The sequence below is a fragment of the Paenibacillus sp. FSL R5-0701 genome, from assembly GCF_037973995.1.
Taxonomy (GTDB): domain Bacteria; phylum Bacillota; class Bacilli; order Paenibacillales; family Paenibacillaceae; genus Paenibacillus.
Genome location: NZ_CP150230.1, coordinates 5,090,367 through 5,107,642, shown reverse-complemented (window position 1 = coordinate 5,107,642; position 17,276 = coordinate 5,090,367). Strand labels below are relative to the sequence as shown.

The 17,276-nt window shown below is 45.8% G+C and carries 17 protein-coding genes and 1 pseudogene; 9 read left to right on the top strand and 9 right to left on the bottom strand.

All coding sequences use genetic code 11. The features are described 5' to 3' along the window. The first annotated feature begins 675 nt into the window (after nucleotides 1–675). Together MKZ13_RS22600 and MKZ13_RS22595 are read left to right on the top strand one after the other, a co-directional pair. Nucleotides 676–1,035 (top strand): hypothetical protein, encoded by a 360-nt coding sequence (locus MKZ13_RS22600; RefSeq protein WP_221824409.1) that lies wholly within the window; start codon nucleotides 676–678, stop codon nucleotides 1,033–1,035. Between the two features lie 32 nt (nucleotides 1,036–1,067). Next, nucleotides 1,068–2,501 (top strand): exosporium glycoprotein BclB-related protein, encoded by a 1,434-nt coding sequence (locus MKZ13_RS22595; protein ID WP_221824407.1) that lies wholly within the window; start codon nucleotides 1,068–1,070, stop codon nucleotides 2,499–2,501. Between the two features lie 180 nt (nucleotides 2,502–2,681). Here MKZ13_RS22595 and MKZ13_RS22590 read toward each other — a convergent pair whose 3' ends face one another. Together MKZ13_RS22590 and MKZ13_RS22585 are read right to left on the bottom strand one after the other, a co-directional pair. Next, complete coding sequence (locus MKZ13_RS22590) at nucleotides 2,682–4,631, bottom strand: AraC family transcriptional regulator (protein WP_339178355.1); 1,950 nt, start codon at nucleotides 4,629–4,631, stop codon at nucleotides 2,682–2,684. A 125-nt stretch (nucleotides 4,632–4,756) separates the two neighbouring features. Next, nucleotides 4,757–5,110, bottom strand: a complete 354-nt coding sequence (locus MKZ13_RS22585) for a DoxX family protein (protein WP_339178353.1) — start codon at nucleotides 5,108–5,110, stop codon at nucleotides 4,757–4,759. Nucleotides 5,111–5,250: 140 nt separating this feature from the next. Between MKZ13_RS22585 and MKZ13_RS22580 the strand changes: the two genes are divergently transcribed. Then, nucleotides 5,251–5,634 carry a helix-turn-helix domain-containing protein gene (locus tag MKZ13_RS22580; protein ID WP_339178351.1) on the top strand — a complete coding sequence of 128 codons (384 nt, stop codon included), beginning with the start codon at nucleotides 5,251–5,253 and terminating at the stop codon, nucleotides 5,632–5,634. 24 nt (nucleotides 5,635–5,658) lie between these two features. Further along, nucleotides 5,659–6,696, top strand: a complete 1,038-nt coding sequence (locus tag MKZ13_RS22575; protein ID WP_339178348.1) for an FAD-dependent oxidoreductase — start codon at nucleotides 5,659–5,661, stop codon at nucleotides 6,694–6,696. Between the two features lie 157 nt (nucleotides 6,697–6,853). Here the strand turns inward: MKZ13_RS22575 and MKZ13_RS22570 are convergent, their stop codons facing one another. Both MKZ13_RS22570 and MKZ13_RS22565 read right to left on the bottom strand, forming a co-directional pair. Continuing rightward, complete coding sequence (locus tag MKZ13_RS22570; RefSeq protein ID WP_339178345.1) at nucleotides 6,854–7,648, bottom strand: ankyrin repeat domain-containing protein; 795 nt, start codon at nucleotides 7,646–7,648, stop codon at nucleotides 6,854–6,856. Nucleotides 7,649–7,680: 32 nt separating this feature from the next. Next, nucleotides 7,681–7,977: pseudogene (locus tag MKZ13_RS22565) on the bottom strand (aminoglycoside phosphotransferase family protein); the annotation flags it as partial. 292 nt (nucleotides 7,978–8,269) lie between these two features. On the opposite strand from MKZ13_RS22565, the gene MKZ13_RS22560 reads away from it, so the two are divergent. Continuing rightward, a complete protein-coding gene (locus MKZ13_RS22560; RefSeq protein ID WP_339178341.1) occupies nucleotides 8,270–8,857 on the top strand; it encodes a DUF1629 domain-containing protein in 588 nt (195 codons plus the stop codon). Nucleotides 8,858–9,011: 154 nt separating this feature from the next. Here the strand turns inward: MKZ13_RS22560 and MKZ13_RS22555 are convergent, their stop codons facing one another. Further along, a complete protein-coding gene (locus MKZ13_RS22555; protein WP_339178337.1) occupies nucleotides 9,012–9,563 on the bottom strand; it encodes a TetR/AcrR family transcriptional regulator in 552 nt (183 codons plus the stop codon). Between the two features lie 113 nt (nucleotides 9,564–9,676). Here MKZ13_RS22555 and MKZ13_RS22550 point away from each other — a divergent pair, with 113 nt between their 5' ends. Next, nucleotides 9,677–10,213: a CPBP family intramembrane glutamic endopeptidase gene (locus MKZ13_RS22550; RefSeq protein ID WP_339178335.1), complete on the top strand. Its 537-nt coding sequence runs from the start codon at nucleotides 9,677–9,679 to the stop codon at nucleotides 10,211–10,213. Between the two features lie 160 nt (nucleotides 10,214–10,373). On the opposite strand, the gene MKZ13_RS22545 is transcribed toward MKZ13_RS22550, so the two are convergent. Together MKZ13_RS22545 and MKZ13_RS22540 are read right to left on the bottom strand one after the other, a co-directional pair. Beyond that, the gene (locus MKZ13_RS22545; protein WP_339178333.1) at nucleotides 10,374–11,210 is read right to left on the bottom strand and encodes a sulfurtransferase; all 837 of its coding nucleotides are present in this window, start codon (nucleotides 11,208–11,210) and stop codon (nucleotides 10,374–10,376) included. 63 nt (nucleotides 11,211–11,273) lie between these two features. Then, a complete protein-coding gene (locus tag MKZ13_RS22540) occupies nucleotides 11,274–12,218 on the bottom strand; it encodes a DMT family transporter (protein ID WP_237174292.1) in 945 nt (314 codons plus the stop codon). 228 nt (nucleotides 12,219–12,446) lie between these two features. Here MKZ13_RS22540 and MKZ13_RS22535 point away from each other — a divergent pair, with 228 nt between their 5' ends. The 3 genes from MKZ13_RS22535 (at nucleotide 12,447) to MKZ13_RS22525 (ending at nucleotide 15,076) form a co-directional block, all read left to right on the top strand. Then, nucleotides 12,447–13,349 carry a polysaccharide deacetylase family protein gene (locus MKZ13_RS22535; protein WP_339178330.1) on the top strand — a complete coding sequence of 301 codons (903 nt, stop codon included), beginning with the start codon at nucleotides 12,447–12,449 and terminating at the stop codon, nucleotides 13,347–13,349. Between the two features lie 40 nt (nucleotides 13,350–13,389). Continuing rightward, entirely contained in the window at nucleotides 13,390–14,043 is a 654-nt protein-coding gene (locus tag MKZ13_RS22530) for a YkyA family protein (protein ID WP_339178329.1), read from the top strand. Between the two features lie 142 nt (nucleotides 14,044–14,185). Then, complete coding sequence (locus MKZ13_RS22525; protein WP_237174295.1) at nucleotides 14,186–15,076, top strand: hypothetical protein; 891 nt, start codon at nucleotides 14,186–14,188, stop codon at nucleotides 15,074–15,076. Nucleotides 15,077–15,322: 246 nt separating this feature from the next. On the opposite strand, the gene MKZ13_RS22520 is transcribed toward MKZ13_RS22525, so the two are convergent. Next, on the bottom strand, nucleotides 15,323–16,495 hold the full coding sequence (locus MKZ13_RS22520; protein WP_237174296.1) for a mannitol-1-phosphate 5-dehydrogenase: 1,173 nt from the start codon (nucleotides 16,493–16,495) through the stop codon (nucleotides 15,323–15,325). Between the two features lie 47 nt (nucleotides 16,496–16,542). Beyond that, the gene (locus MKZ13_RS22515; protein ID WP_221824381.1) at nucleotides 16,543–17,211 is read right to left on the bottom strand and encodes an HAD-IA family hydrolase; all 669 of its coding nucleotides are present in this window, start codon (nucleotides 17,209–17,211) and stop codon (nucleotides 16,543–16,545) included. Between the last annotated feature and the right edge of the window lie 65 nt (nucleotides 17,212–17,276).

The following is a 17,276-nucleotide window of genomic DNA, read 5'->3' as shown; positions in this document are numbered from 1 at the left end:
TGTTCACAGTGGCAAGGGAGTGGCTATAACCCGAAGTAAGCTTGCATCTGTGTGTGCGATTAGAAAAGCTATAATCAGTCAGGTTTCTTTTTGTAATCGCTTTCAATAAAATGGGTTAGAACACTGAAATTTGGCGAAGAAAGAGGTTTGGTCACAATTAAATGTAATTATTTTTCATATTTTCTTTTAAATGTTTATTAACTTGACGATATCATATCACAATTTTAAGATAATACAATCTTTTTCTATTTTTAGTAGAGGATGAAGAAGACCATTATTATTCTATGTGTTTAACATTGGGCTTGATGGTAAAATACTATCTCGTATTCTATAAAACTTAGATGCGAGAAAAAGATGTCTTAAGCTGCGACCGTTTCCCTGGAATCTACCGGGGGAACGGTCATTTCGTTTTTTTTCTGGAAACGATCCTGGTTATATAACAAAATCTACTTTTACTTGCTGGCAACTTTAACATTGCATAATTTCTTCTCTTTGTTGTACATATCCCAGTTTTTGTATAGCTAAAGCCCTGAGCGTAAAAGGTTCTTAAGTGATAATGGTGATTGCCCCCTGTGTTTTGTCCACACCGTTGGTTGAGTGTTTGAATATTACTATCTAGTGAGCTTATGCCAAATACTGCTAGAGTCAGAGGTTCATAAAAGGTGGGATGGGAAAATGGCTATTTTGTCAACTGGGCCGATTGAAAACAATCCGGTTTCCGGGGTTAGACCGACCCAACAGGTAACGATTAGATTGGTAAGTCGGGCTGAGGTGGATTCTGTAACAGTGTCCATTCAGGGTTATGTGTTAAGCACAACAAGAACGCTGTATGTGAGTGAAGTAATCAATATTGCCCCTAATGAAGCAGTGACCAGAAATTATTTTGCAGATTTAGATGCTTTTGAGTTTGTTTTTGGAACAGATGTGGAAGGTGTAGAGGAAGTAGGGATTTCAGTGTGGGGCAAACAAGCCTCTGGACAATTGGTTGATGCACATCGTGTTGTAGAGCACGAAAAATCGGTCAAGAACAGCTAGAAGATAAATCTACTCAAAAAGGAGATGTAGCGATGAGCTTTTTATCAACAGGGCCGATTGAAAATAATGCTGTTAGCGGTGTAAGACCGACTCAGACAGTTACTGTCAGAATTGATAACCGCAGTGATGTGAGTAACTCAACCGTACAAATACAAGGGTATTACATGGAAAGTGGAATAAGAATACTGTATGTCAGTGAGTCTTTTGACATCGTACCCAATCAAGTAATAACCAACAACTATTATGCTAATTTTGATGCCTTCGAGTTTACTTTTTCAACACCAGCGGTGGTTAATGATCCTGTTCAAGTATCCGTATGGGGTAAGAGCAGCACGGGCACTTTGGTAACAGCCCATCGTTTGGTTTCTTCCGAATTGCTGGGTGAAATCCCAAGCATCACGGGAGTCACAGGTGCAACGGGAGCAACGGGAGCAACAGGCACGGCAGGTACAACCGGAGTAACCGGAGCGACAGGCGCATCAGGTACAACGGGTGTAACGGGAGCAACAGGCACAGCAGGTACAACGGGAGTAACGGGAGCAACAGGCACGGCAGGTACAACCGGAGTAACGGGAGCAACAGGTACAGCAGGTACAACCGGAGTAACGGGAGCAACAGGTACAGCAGGGACAACGGGAGTAACGGGAGCAGCAGGTACAACGGGAGTAACGGGAGCAACAGGCACAGCAGGTACAACGGGAGTAACCGGAGCAACAGGCACAGCAGGGACAACGGGAGTAACCGGAGCGACAGGCGCATCAGGAACAACCGGAGTAACGGGAGCGACAGGCACGGCAGGTACAACCGGAGTAACGGGAGCAACAGGCACGGCAGGTACAACTGGAGTAACCGGAGCGACAGGCACAACAGGCACAACAGGTGCAACGGGAGTAACCGGAGCAACAGGAACAGCAGGTACAACCGGGGCTACGGGTGCGACAGGTTCCGGAACAATTATTCCTTATGCATCAGGACTTCCGGTTGCGTTGACTACAGTTTTGGGTGGACTTTTGAATACTTCCAGTTTAGTTGGTTTTGGCAACAGTGCTACCGGAGTAAGTGTTAACGGAGGAATTATTGATCTCACAGGGGCTGCAGGCACATTGCTTAACTTTGCTTTCTCGGCATCGCGTGCAGGAACGATTACTTCACTGGCCGCTTATTTCAGCACGACAGCAGGACTTAGTCTGGTTGGATCTACAGTAACCATAACTGCACAATTATTCCGTTCCACTACACCTAATAACTCCTTTACGGCTGTACCGGGTGCATTGGTAACCTTAGCTCCTCCACTGACCGGCGTTTTGGCACTGGGCACAATATCCAGCGGAGTGACTACAGGACTGAGTATTCCGGTATCTGCTGGTGACCGCCTGCTTATGGTGTTCTCAGCATCAGTAACAGCCGGAATTGATGTGGCTACATCCATAGCCGGATATGCAAGCGGCGGCCTTACCATCACTTAACGGAAAATGGGCTATATAACAAGTTTAAAGACAGGGACCCTTGCCAACATGGTGAGAGGTCCCTGTTTATGTGTGTGCTTTTGTTTTCAAACTCTCTTCAAATGAAAGGTAAGAACTATACAAAAACATAAAAGGGCGAGGATTGCTCCTCGCCTCGTACATACCGTGGTCTACTCAATTTCACTCTGTTTTAGTTAGGCTGTCTACGACAAATTTAAGCTGTGCTTCCAACGAAATTGGGTCACTAAACACGAAGCCACGGCTTTCCTCGCGATAAACGTGATTATTCTGGACAGCAGTGAGGTTATCCCAGATAGGACCTTCAAAAACGGAATCCCCACTCTCATCCCCTGTCCATCCACTAATAAAGATATAATCTCCTGCATATTGTGGTAACAATTCAAGTGATAACTTGGCCCAACCTTTGCCGCTGTCGATGGCTTCCTTCTGAATGATCGGCGGTGCCTTCAGGCCAAACTCGCCATAAATAATATCTCCACCTCTACCAAAGCTCCCGTAGGCATAAAATTCTTTGGCACTTCCCGTATCAAAAATCGAAACCGTGCGATTACCTACTGCTTGCTCCACGAGTGGTTTATATTCAGCGATTTTAGCGTCCCACTCTGCGATCCAGGCCTTCGCTTGCTCTTCTCTACCAGTCATCTTGCCAAAATCTATCAATTGCTGCCGCAGAGGTACTCCATATTCAACAGCGACGGTCGGTGCAATTTTGGACAGCTTTTCGATCGTTTCAGGGTCATTCCAAACGACAATTAAATCCGGCTGCAACTCCATGATTTTCTCGTAGGGTACATCGTTACCGATGTTGACAACGTCATCGAGCTTTCCTTCTGTATAACTGTTAAAGGACTCGTCACCAGTTCCAACAGGCTTAAGGCCAAGAGCTAGCAAATGACCAGTAAAGGCTCCTGCAACCATTACGACCCTTTGAGGTTTTTTGGGGATTTGTACTTCACCGTTAACCGCAGAATAGGTTACCATCTCCGAGCTTCCGTTTGTGGTGTTACTGATATTACTCTCTGCACCTACAGTTGGACTTTGCGTACTGCCAGTGCTTCCATTCGTGTTTGCTGGCCTGGAACATGCGCTAACCAATAGAGTTAGGCACAACAGTAGGGTAATTCCTACAGGTAGTTTGCTTCTATACATCCGTAAATCTCCTTTTTCGCTATGTTGATAATGATTATCATCTCTGATATCAATATAACGACGGAGTTTACGCGGAGCAATGGATGATCGAAGCCTAAGGATAGGACGATAAGAACCTCTCGTCACTTGTCCGGACTCATCCTTGAATTGCTTTGGTGTGACTCCAGTATGTTTTTTGAACATTCTTATAAAATAGGATACATCAGCATATCCGACGCTTGCAGCGACTTCTTGCAGAGATAACTCGGTCTTTTGCAGCAGCGTTACTGCTTTGTTCATCCTAATACCGATTAAGTAATCGATTAGACTTGCGCCAGTTTCGCGTCGAAAGTACTTGGAAAGATAAGGGACGCTGTAATGGAATGTATGAGCGAGGGTTTCCCGCGTCAGAGGCTGGGCGTAGTGCTCCTGCATATAGCGAATAAGCTGAGAAGCAAGGTTAGGCCTAACAATGCTTACCTGCTGTTGATCCATTTGTCTGAGCAATTCATATACAAATTGATAGAATAGTGTTTTGGTATGGAGTCGCTCCAAGCGTCCGGGTTTATTCCACTCGCCCAGCATTCGCTCAGTGATTTCGTAGAGGATGGCAGGATGATATGGAATAAAACCGTACTGGAGGTGGAATGGCAATGGTTGATCCGGTTGTTGAAGTGTATGCTGCTTGCCAGTTAGCGGTAAGGAGGCTTTGTAGAAAATAAGGTAATAATGAAAGGATTCGTCCGTTGGGATGATGTCCAGACGGGTGTTTTTGCCCCCATGAAGCATATAAAATGGTTCGGTAGCATGCTCATTTCCGTCTAAGATCACGGTCGCATTGCCATTCGTTACGTACAAAAAGGCGCTGGCAGGAAACAGGTAAGGACGTACGCACTCGTCGGCCTGTATGACAATATGTCGTACATCCATGATTTTGAGCGATGCACAATTCCAGATGAGTATGTGTTCTTGTACATTCAAGGTTGCTTTCAATAGAGAGTTGTCTTCCTTCCATGAGCTGTTGAAGCCAGCCTTTTATGTGGTGAGGTTATTATATAATAATATTAGTGGTTTTTTGTCACTTTCCCAAACGTTCCCCGTTTCCTTTATAGTCTTCCAAAGGCTACGATCAATGCCAGAACTATAAAAAAGATATTTACGCCGAGCTCCCGGTACTCTTTACGCCGAATATGAAACAGCATTCCAAGCAGTGTGACAACAGCCAAAGCTATTGCGGCGATCGGCGTAAGCACCGGAGTGATGTTCAGCGCCCAAGGAAAAACAAGGCCCAGCGCTCCGAGTAGCTCCGCGATACCGATCAGAACAACTAGACTTTTTGGCACATCATTAACCCAGGCCCAGGTCTTTTTTGACGACTCGACACGAATGGTTTTCATCCATCCTGAATATACGAAACCTAGCGCCAATATAAGTTGTACGATCCATAACGTTACATTCATCTTTTCTGATCCCCTCACTTGCTCGATTTTAATATCTGCCTCTATACTAAAGTGAGAAGGACCAAGCTGGAAGTAGGCACTTAAACCTAACCAGGTAACCAAAAGTATACCTGGGTATGGTCAGAAAGTGAGGAATAAGAATGACGGTATATTGCAAATTCGGAACGGCCTTGGATATCCTTACGGGTAAATGGAAATCTCTGATACTTCTACGCCTGCTGAGCAACGGTACAATGCGGTTCAGCGAATTACAAAAAGCCATTCCAGATATTTCGAAAAAGATGCTGACCCAGCAGTTAAAAGAACTGGAGTATCACGATATTGTGCATCGGGAAGTGTATCCTCAAATTCCGCCTAAGGTCGAATACTCGATTACGGAGTACGGACAGCTCATGAAACCTGTGCTCCAAACAATGAGCGACTGGGGAGCCGGCCATATGCAGCATATGGAGAAGCTGTACAGCGAAGAAGACGAAAAAGGAGCACACCCATCCGAACCTCGGAAAATCGATTCCTTGGGGTGATAGGGTGACAAGGGAGAGTTAGTTTTGAATAAACAAAAAATTGTGATTATTGGTGCAGGGATTGTTGGGGCGTGTATGGCCTATCATCTAGCCAAACGAAATCAAGATGTAACTGTTATTGAACGGCACTCAGCCGCGGCGCGTGAAGTCACGGAAAAATCATTTGCCTGGATACATACGACGCATAGAGTGGCTCCTGAATACTGGCATTTGTACGATGCGGCTGTGGAAGAATATCACACACTTCAGCAAGAGTTGTCCGAACTGAACATTCATTGGCATGGTGCGCTAACTTGGGACACTCCGCCTCTAAGGGAGCAACACTTTCAAAAATTAAACCGGGAGCAGCTTGAGGCATTGGAGCCCAATCTGAAGGAATATCCAGATGAAGCCATGTTTGTCAGCGAAGAAGGTGCGGTGGACCCTATAGCGGTAACGGAGCTGTTGTTGAGCAAAGCGCAAGAGTACGGAGCAAAGATTCAGTTCGATACCAACGTTACACAGCTGGAGCAAGAGGGTTCCCGTCTGGTTGGTGTTCATACGTCCAAGGGTTTTGTGGAGTCGGATGTTGTGGTACTGGCCGCAGGAACAGGTACACCCGAACTTTGTAACCCGTTAGGTTGTCACGTGCCGGTAACTTCGTCACCTTCGATTCTGATTCGGATGAAAACTGCTAATAAACTGATACACACATTAATCTCCAATGCGCAATTTGAAGCGCGTCAACTGACAGATTATACGCTGCTGGCTGCGGAAGATTATATCGACGAGTCGGATGAAAACGGACCACAGGCGGTCGGTAAGCGAGCTTACGACACATTGCGTCGCAGTCTCAAGCACGGTAATCAACTGGAACTGGAGAGCATAAAAGTTGGATGGAGACCCATGCCTGAAGACGGTTATCCGATTGTGGGCTTCCATGATCACATGAATGGACTTTATCTGACGGTAATGCATTCTGCAATTACGCTGGCGCCGCTGATTGCGCATCTGGCTGCAAGTGAAATTATTGATGGCAAATCAAGAAATGAATTAGACCCTTGTCGCCTCTCACGGTTTTAGAATCACTCCAGAACAAAAAGGACATCGCTCAAGTGGCGATGTCCTTTTCGTTGTGTATAATTGTTGGAGTCTTCTACACTTCCCCAGTAGCCACCGGACTCTCCTCATACTATATTCGCAGTTGCTGGCGATTGGCAATTTCATGCTAGCCTTTCATCTACTTGTGAATCTCGCTAGCGGATTTGGCACCTTGACTCTCAAGCCACGGGATCAGTTCAGCTGAAAAATTGCGTTTTGCTGTGTCCAGTGGAGTCGTTCCATCCCAGGTGGCTATCCAGTTCAGTTCGGCATCTTGGTCAAGCAGGTATTCGGCTGTTTCTCTTTGATCTCCATGGCAAGCACACCAGAAGGCAACGGTTACTGCATCGGGAGGAGAAGGGGAGGTGTTTGTTCCCCAAGGATAACGTTCCGGGAGTTTGACTCCTTTAAAATGTTCTAGTATGGCGTGAATATCTCCAAGGGCAGCCGCATGCCAAAGAGCAAAGATCGCGCCGCGTTCAACCAAGCGCTGTGCTGCATCCCATTGTGCAAAAGCAATAGCATCGTCCAGCGGCGTGCCACCGGCGATCACCGCGCCAGTCGCTTCAATGTCTGCGCCAGCATCAAGAAGGGCATCGAGCACTTGGACATCATTAGAGCTTGCAGCCCAATGCAAAGGTGTTTCAATATGTGGATCGACAAAAGGAGCGTTCACTTCCGCACCGAACTTGGTCAATACTCGCACGGTATCCGCTCCATTAGGGAAGTGCCCCGGCCAATCCGTCACCACGTGCAGCAGTGTTCGATAGATACTAGAATCTGCATCTACGTTGTCAGGCTTTCTTTCCAATATTCTTATCTTTGCCAATCCCGGATTCTCTGCCAGCAGTTGCTCTAACGTTGGAATATCTCCAGTGTGAATGGCTTGAATAACGATCACTGCAAGTTTTTCATCTTCGTGAATAAATTCCATGCTCAAATCTCCTTCCGGGGTTGTATCCATATTCATGAAAGCATCTGAACTGCACATCTGGCATGATACTCCGCGAGACCCCTAGCGAATTGCTGATCGGGGAATTGTCTGTGAAGCAGTTTCAGTCCTCCTGATATCAAGGACAAATGATGGCAAAATCGATAAAATGTCATCCGCTCCGGGTCGAGATCGTTATTTTTTAAGTAGTGATAAAAATCTCCAAATCGAAACTCCAGAAAGCTATGCTCATGTTCGAGATCGAAGAATCCTGCGCCATCAATATCAATAAGGCATGGTTGCATAGCATGATCTATCCATATATGATCCGGACTTGAAGAAATGGTTGAACTGTCAGACAATTCAATTTGGAATAATATCCCCACAGTCAAAGAAGGACGTCTCATTGATATGAGTTGTGGTTTATTTTTCTATAATGATATTTATTCGTTATACAAATAGCTCGATTTTATTGTGGATAACTTACTTAAAACCGCGGAGTAATTAGAGGGGCGTACACCAAGATAAGCTGAATCTAACTTGTTGTCTTGGTGTTTTATTTATCGCTATTTGACCCGTATAATTGATCGAAAAGCACTTCACTCGGAAGGAGACATCATTCTTTTGAACTATTATTTTCTGGAATCTCAATATCCACGTAGAGGGTTTATTAGTGGCGGAACAGCCTTCACTCCCGAATTAGATATGAATTATTTGGCGATAGAGAATCCGTTGCCAGAGGGGACAACGGCAGAGGTTGAGTTACTGCCTACGGTGCGGAATCTGAATGTAGATTATTTTGAGACGATCACAGGAACGAGACACGTATCAGATCGTTTTAAAAAACTGTTGGAGGAAACTAAAACAAACACACAGTTTATTCCGACAACGGTGTGTTACCACAATGGTCGTTCGGTTGAAAAAACCTATTGGACTGCACATCAGCTTGATTGTTTGGATGTTTTCGATTATGAACGTTCGGAATATGGGCGCAAAGCGGTCATTGCTGCATCTGTACAACAGCCTCCACGTAAGATCGTCAAAGTTGTATCTCAAATCTGCCTTCATGAAGAGCGAATTGGCAAGCATGAATTTTTTATGCTGGATTATATCAATATCTTCAAACCCATTGTTTCAAAAGATTTTTACGAAGTATGCCGAAAACATAAGCTAAACCTGAACGTGACAGAAGTCGGAAATGTAAGCAGCTAAATGCTACATGATTATAATGAAAGCGCAGAGAAGCCCACGCAAAACGTGGGCTCTTAGTCTTTATTTTTCCCCAGTAGCCACCGGACTTTCTTGTGTATTTTGCTTGGCGCGGGTCAGCTGACTTAGCTCCCTGATCTATGCATCAAGTTTTCCTTTAACGTATAATCCAATTGATATAGTCTTGTATCATTTCTTTGCTTCGTGTTCTATTTATCTTATCCGGCTCTAGATACAAATTGAGAGCCATCCCATTGATAAAGGCATATAGCTTTTCTTGTTCCTTCTCTTCATCGGTTTTGCGCAGAAGACCTTCATTTTTCAAGTACATGATGCAGTTGTTGATTGCGTTTTGGAGGTCCTCATAATTGGCGTCGAACCCTTTTTGCGTTTTTCCATAGCTTACAAATGCAAACCAAACCTCCATTTCCAATAATGTTTGTTCATTAGTCGGGACTAGTTCGAGTAAGTATTCAACAATTCTTTCTTGAGGCGCCAGTTCTCTTGCATTCAGATTTCTTAGTCGAGTAAGTACCTTTTCCTTAACTAACTCCATGGCAAACGCTAATAGGCTCTCTTGTTTTGAAAAGTAATGTCTTAAAGCGCCTTGTGATAATCCGGCCTCCTTTGCAATCGTTCTTGACGTTGCATGATGAATGCCTTTCTCACTAATGATTTTCCAAGTAGCTTCAGCGATAATATTCTTCATTCTTGGTCGTTCAATCGATTGTATTATTGCTGTCAGGCGTTTTATTTACGGTTTCTCTGATATCGATAGACCAGCAAGGATTACATTTCCAGCTATATTATTTGGCGTTCAAATTGACGACACTATTGTTCATTCCGTTGATTTTCTTGCTGATATGTCGCAAAATGACGGGCAAGCAACAAGGATTTATCTCGGCAAAGCCTCGCTCTCGCGGACACGTCATTGCACCAATGATCGTTATTGTGGTCTGGGGTTATCTAAAGTTCTATTCCCCAATTGCACAACCAGAAGGAACAATGGTAGCAACCGATATGACAGAATTCCTTCTCTTGGTGTTGATTGGTTTTATGATCAATAGCGTATTGGAGGAAGTTTTTTATCGGGTATGGCTGCAAACTCGATTGGAGACGTTGCTTGGAAGATGGCCCGCCATACTACTAGTTTCAATACTATGGTCCATTTGGCATGTCGCCATTCAAGGGAATGGCCAGTGGGATATTGATGTGGCAACAGTGATTGCAAATCATGGGGTTACGGGTCTGTTTCTTGGTTATTTATGGGCACGCTATCGTAAAATATGGGTGATTATCTTGGCTCATGGACTCATGAATGCTTCCCCTCATTTTCTTTTGCAGATCTTGTTTCATTGAGCGGGAAAAGATCTTGTTGGATCAGTTTTCGCGTGCAACGATGCCTCTATCTCTCCTGTATTCCCGGATGACGCTCAGGCACTGAAAATACACCGCCCCAGGCATCAGCCTGCATGGCGGTGTATTTGTTTTTGAGTTACTGTAGACTTGTGCTCTTTACCTACTCTTCCACCGTTGCCACCGGATTCCCCTCATAACTAATCCAGTCGCTCCAGCTCCCGGAATACAACTTCACATTCGTATATCCCGCTTCTTCCAGTGCAATCACGTTAGGGCAGGCCGAGACGCCAGAACCGCAATACACGATAATCGCACCATCCTTGTCCAGCTTACTGAAACGCTCTTCTAACACCCCAGTATCTGTCCAACGTCCATCCCAATCCAACACATCTTTCCAAAAATAATTCACCGCACCCGGAATATGTCCGGCCTTGGCATCGATCGGTTCCTCCAGACCTGCATAGCGGCGAGCATCACGGGAGTCAATTAGCATGGCACTGCCACTTGCCGAAGCCTGCTGAACATCCTCTACACTTGCCAGCATGGCTGGCTGTACGTTCACCTCAAAGGAAGCCGGGATCTGAACGGGCACATCCACGGTCACCGGGAACTTGGCGTTTTGCCAAGCAGAGAAACCTTCGTCCATGATATACACCTGTTCATGACCGATATAGCGCAGCAGCCACCATAGCCGAGATGCATTCATTCCGCCTTGATCGTCATAAGCAACAATACGACTATTGGAGCCGATGCCAGCTTTGGAGAGACGACTTGCGAGTACAGCCGGATCAGGAAGCGGGTGACGCCCTCCTTGTGCAGACACAGGAGAAGACAGATCTTTTTCCAAATCGAGAAAGACAGCTCCTGGAATATGTCCAGCTTCATAGGCTTGTCTTCCAGCCTCCGGCTGACCGAGCAAGAATCTGCAATCTGCAATAACTACATCCGGTTCATACATTCTGGCGAGCAGCCAGCGCATGGATACAATATTTTTCATGAAAATACACCGCCTTATGAGAGTGGTAGAGTCGTTTATAACTATGCATTACGAAAAAAATCGTTATACCGTGGTAGGTTCAACAGGCCCTTTGCCAGCGATAGGAGCATCAGCAGGAATAGGTTGAGGTTTGGTTTTGCCATATCGAATGAAGATCCATACCCCGAATATGATGACCACCCCGGCAGACATCTGTAATGCACTGAGGGATTCGCCGAGCAGCATCCAGGCCAGCAACGAAGAGAATACGGGTTCCCCAAGTACGCCCATGGATACCGTTGTGGCATTCATATATTGAAGCAGCCAGTTGAAGAGATAATGTCCAAAGATCGTTGGCACAATGGCGAGCAGCAGGAAGATTCCCCACTCTGACGCAGCGTAACCTCCGAACGGATGGCCCATGATCAGATTATATACCGCCAGCGTGCAGGCAGCCACGAAGAATACCCAGAAGTTATACGAAAATGCACTAAGTCCCGCTCGCAAAAATTGACCCAGCAACATATGGACAGCAACTGCAATTGTGCCAAGTAAAGACAGGATATCACCTTGCAGAGCAGTACCTGCCAACTGGAAATCCCCTGCACCAATGACGATTGATCCAAACAGGGCGATGCCCATGCCAATGATCATCATGCGGTTAATTTTGGCTTTGAACAGCCATACCGAACCGGCAAGAATCAGTATAGGCTCCAGCGCGAGAATAACTGTGGAACTGGCAACACTGGTGAGCCGCAGCGAACCCATCCAGAGCAGAAAATGAAGGGCCAGCATCACACCGGATGCAAGCAGCAAGCCCCACTGCCGTAAGTGTAGACGCGTCATCTCATGTCTGTATTTCCAGACAAAAGGCAGCATTAACAGGTTGGTTAGAAAAAGACGGTACATGGCAATGACCGCAACATCTGCGGTAGACCAGCGTACAAAGATCGAAGAAAAAGAAATGGCGATAATGCCGACAAAGAATAACAGATAAATGGATCTGCCGGCACGGTTCAAGCTTGTCATGGGTGTAGCTCCTTCTTGAAGTCTGATAGCGTAAATCACTTCATTATACAGGAGAAGGTAACCGCAGGAAAGATAAAGAGAACGAAGAGATAAGTAGATTGTAACCGGGCTTGTAACTATTCTGTCATTCTCCCGATCCATTTTTCTATTAATCTTCTATATAGAGACATGAAACGAGATAATATACCAATAATCGGGAAAAAATGAAAGTAAGGAAGTGGCATGACAGTGAGAGTTCAACAAGAGAGAGCGGGAGAACGTGGCAGTATTCCGCCTAGCACAAGTCGCACGAAAACACATAAACGAAGAAAAATCCGGTATGGAAGGGTAAGCATAGCTCTAATGCTCCTGGTACTGTTCGTTACCGGTATTACATATGTATTCCTTGGCATGACGCATTGGATCAAAAGCGTTGTGGCGCCGCCTCCGATTACTGTAATAGAACAGCCCGCCAAGCTTGGCATGATACAAGTTACTCCGGATGCGAAGGAGGAGCCGGCCCGGTTCCAGGGCCAGGTTCGCAAATTGGCATACATAACGTTTGATGATGGGCCAACTGAATATACGGAACAACTGCTGGATATTTTGAAGCAGCATGAGGCAAAGGCTACCTTTTTTATGATCGGACGTCAGTTGAATCAGCATCCCGAAGCAGTGAAACGGCTGTTGAAGGAAGGCAGTTATCCTGGACTCCACAGCATGACGCATAACTATAAAAAGCTGTATAAGAGCGGCAACTCGGCAAACTTTGTGAAAGAGTTCAAGAAAGAGCAGAAGATGGTGCAGGACCTGATTGGTTTTACACCTCATCTGATTCGTGCACCTTATGGCAGCAGTCCACAGATCGGTGAAAAGTTCAGAGGTGACATTGCGGCGGCCGGATTCAAAATGTGGGACTGGACGACAGATTCACTCGATTGGAATCTTCCCGGTCAGCCGGACAAGATTGTGGCCCGGGTGAGCAAAAGTGTACATCGGGATAAGGAAGTGATTCTGATGCACGAGCGCGAGCAGACCGTTCAGGCTTTGCCGCGTATTCTGAAGCTACTCGAGGATCGGGGTTACGAGTTCGAAGTATACGATCCGGATGCACACTGGGTAGCCAATTTTAGCGCAGATAGCCGTTTGTAATATAACAACAAGATGATGATGCAAGAGAGGAAGGACTTGGGTGCTAACGAGTAAAAAGGTGGCGCTTGCGGCAGTCAGCGTATTGCTAATTCTGCTGGTAAGTGGTTGTGGAGATCCGCAGGAGCCTGCGGCAAATCAGGTGAACCAATTGGTGCTCAGCGGGTTGGAGATCGATCAGAGTTTGAAGACGCTGGTCAGTCATGAGCAGGAAGATATGAAGTTATACAAGTCTATTTTGGACAAAGGCAAGAACAAAAACAGTGATCTCGAAGCGTTGCTGGATCAGGCATCAGGTCATATTCATGAACGAAGAACGTTGTTGAAACAGGCGGAAGAGGCCATGAAACAGACCAACGAGAAGACGGTGGCCCTGCGCAGTTCATTGCAAGAACTATCATTTGAAAAAGAAAAAACGTTGGCACAGGCGGAAAAGGTGCTGGATCAATATGAAGCAAGAGCACGTGCATTGGAAAATTTTGTTGCTTCGTATCAGTTGAGCCTGAGTGCAGATGAGCAGTTGTATGATCTGATGAGAGAAAGTGCAGAACCTAATCTGGTTAAGATTAAGCGAGCCATTCGGGTACGGAATAGCGAATATGCGAAGCTTGCTGAATTCCGAAAGCAATTTAACCTCCAGACCAAAGCGTTTAACGGAGCCAATGCCAAACTGGTACAGATGGATCAGGCCAGCTGAGCAGAGGATCTGAGCAACCATTCAGACATTTTGCATGATTGAGCTGCCTTTCTCCCGTGTAAGTACTAGTATACAGCCAAGCCAATGGATGATAAGCAACATGGACAAGCATCATTGCGTTTAAGCTAACGGAGGTGTTCATATGCGAAAAGGAAATACAATGAAAGTCAGTGCATCATTCCTGGTTTTACTTATGGGATTCTCGCTTGTGGCTTGTGGGAACAGTAATCCTGCTGCACAGCCACCAGTGAATAATACGGAAGAACAGTCACCAGCACCGGAGCAACAACCGAATGAAAGTGCTGCAATAGAAGCAGAAGGTATTCTGACTGGATGGGCTGATCCGCATACCGTTGAGATTCGAGTGAATGAGAAGCCGATGTCATTCCAGGTGAGCGAAGATTTGCAGAAGTCTCTGGATGATATCGATGACGAAGATTCCGTGCGTTTCAAATATGTAGAGAAAACGATTGATGCAACAACGAAACAGTTGGTACTTACAGAGATTGCAAAGATTGAATCGAGTGATGACAATAACGGTTCCAATGCAGGCGGTACAGTAACGTCCGATCGTCCGAAGACATCAGAGCTGGAAGTGACGGTAGAAGGAATGACCGAGAAACGCCCAGTGACACTGGCACAAGCAAAAGGTTATTCACTTTATGTTTTTGAACCGATGGCTTTTGATGCGGAAGACCATGAATTAACAATGAAGATTGATCCGGATTATGAGGTAGAGATTGAGAAGCTGCCTGCGGATTTTAACCTGGATATGTTGAAGATGGATGCCAAAGAAGAGTTGTCCGAGACCGGAGAAGTGAAGCAATTAACAGCTGAACAACTCAGTAACGGGCCGATGAAGGATGCAAGATTGTACATGATGTCCCAGAATGATAAGAAAACAGAGTATTTTATTGTGAAAGAACTGGACGGCAATGGTTTCATTTTCCACATCCAAGCACCTATTGGTGAACCTTCTGAAGGTTTCCTGCCTATGGCATATGCATCCCTTAATTCCATTATGAATGAGTAAAAAAGGGATGAGCCACATGGTTAAGCAGGACGGCTAAGTAAAATTAAAACGATTCCCTACACAGCGTGTTTCCTTGAGAGAGGAGATGCGCTGTTTTATTAACGTTACTACAATATAGATACAATGTACCGTGCTGTGTATAGACAAATAGCCGGAAGGAGCGATGCGGATGCATAGGTTCCTCCCGGCTTCTTGGCCATGCTTCTATTCAGTTTGCAGGATCGAACCCATGCCCTGATCCGTTACTCAGGTTAGTATAGTCGATTCCTTGCGTCCTCTGAGTTCTTGATAACGGGCGATTACATTCTGATAAACGGGATGTTCGTCGGGAATTCCCATGCGTTCACGGATGAAGGCGGAGATGCCATCTTCGCGAATCATGTGTTGTAGCTTCATGGCTTCCTCGTCGTGTTTATCATTAAACAGCATTGCGGCCGCCATAGCAGAAGTTAAATGGGGAATTTCAATTCCGAATTCACTGGCCTGCAGCGCTGGGCGAACAAGCCGATCATGAGGCGAAAGCTTGCGAAGGGGGGAACGTCCAACCCGGGTGACCTGATCCGTCAGGTTGGGATTGGCGAAGCGTTCCAGTATGGTGTCGATATATTTGTTATGCTTCTGTGCGTTGAATCCATGCTTCTGGATGAGCATCTGACCCGTCTCTTCCATAACATGGCGTACCTTGGCCCGAAGGGTGGAATTACTCATCACCTGTCTAATCGTCTTGAATCCTTCGAGATAGCCGAAGTATGCGGCGACACAGTGGCCTGTATTTACCGTAAACATTTTACGCTCAATATAAGGTTCAAGCGAATCCACATAGTGGACGCCATCTATTTTCTTGAATCCATCCAGAAGTGCTGGACGATGAACGACCCATTCGTAAAAAGGTTCAACAGTGACCTGCAGCGGGTCTTTGTGGTTTTGAGCCGGAACAATCCGGTCCACAGCTGCATTGGGGAAAGAAACATAACGTTCGGCTTTTTTGCGAGTTTGTTCATCCAGAAATGGATAGATGCGTTTCTTCAGCCTGGTGCTACCACCGATGGCATTTTCGCAAGCGATAATATGCAGCGGAGCCTGATTATTGTTTTTCATGCGAAGTTGAATGCCTTTGGCGATCGGTTCGGCGATATCTCCGAGTGCAGATACACCCACCGCGGTTGTGATCACATCGGCTGAAGCGATCTCTTCAGCAACCAGATTCTGCTCATTCACATTGATCGCCGTCACGTTGTTGACAATCGTAGTGTCCCGATCGCTATTGGCAAGTGTAATCGGATATTCCTGTCTCTCTTGAAGCATGGAGATTTTCTTCGGGTTACGTGCGACAAAGCAGACTTCGTAGTTGGAAGCGGACAACATATGACCGATAAAACCGCGGCCTATATTGCCCGCACCAAAATGTACAGCTTTCATGTATGAACTCCCCCTTTAAGGATTGAATCGCGAAATTCGTGCAGACCTTAGACGGTAGTGACGAGTGGCTTCGAAATCAAATCGTTAAATGTAAGGTCAGTCAAGCAAGACAGCCGTTGGTGAGGCATATCGAATTCCAGTGTTCCTGTGATGGTATTCGAGATGACTACGCAGTGCATACCAGCCGCAGCAGCTGCACGCGCGCCGTTAGGTGAATCCTCAATCGCTACGGCTTCGTCTGCAGTTACTCCAAGGGCTTCAAGCGCTTGATTGTAGAGTTCCGGATCAGGCTTTACATTTGCAACATCATCTGCGGTACGGATAACTTCAAAATAGTCTTTCAGTTTCAATTGTTCCAGATGCTGTTCAACCCACTCCCGTTTGGAGCTGGAGGCTACAGCAAGTTTTAGTCCAGCTTTACGCGCTTCATCAAGGTAGCTCTGAATGCCCGGACGAACCACCTCTTTGTTCATCAATGCAGCGTGCTGCAACTGAACAGATTCCCTGAACGCTTCCCGATCGATCGGAAGATTCAAATCTGTGATGAGGTACTCATATGGATTAAATGTTTTCAGACTGGTACCGATGCATTGTGAATACATCTCCAGGGTTAAATCTACGCCGTGTTCCTTGTAAGCATCGCGAAAAGCAATATACCATGCTGTCTCTGTATCAATAATCGTTCCGTCGAAATCAAACACCAGTGCCTTAATCATAAATTTGTTCCTCCTGTTTCAGAATTAATTTGGGATAAAAATGAAAATTTTCTGCAAATTCATTC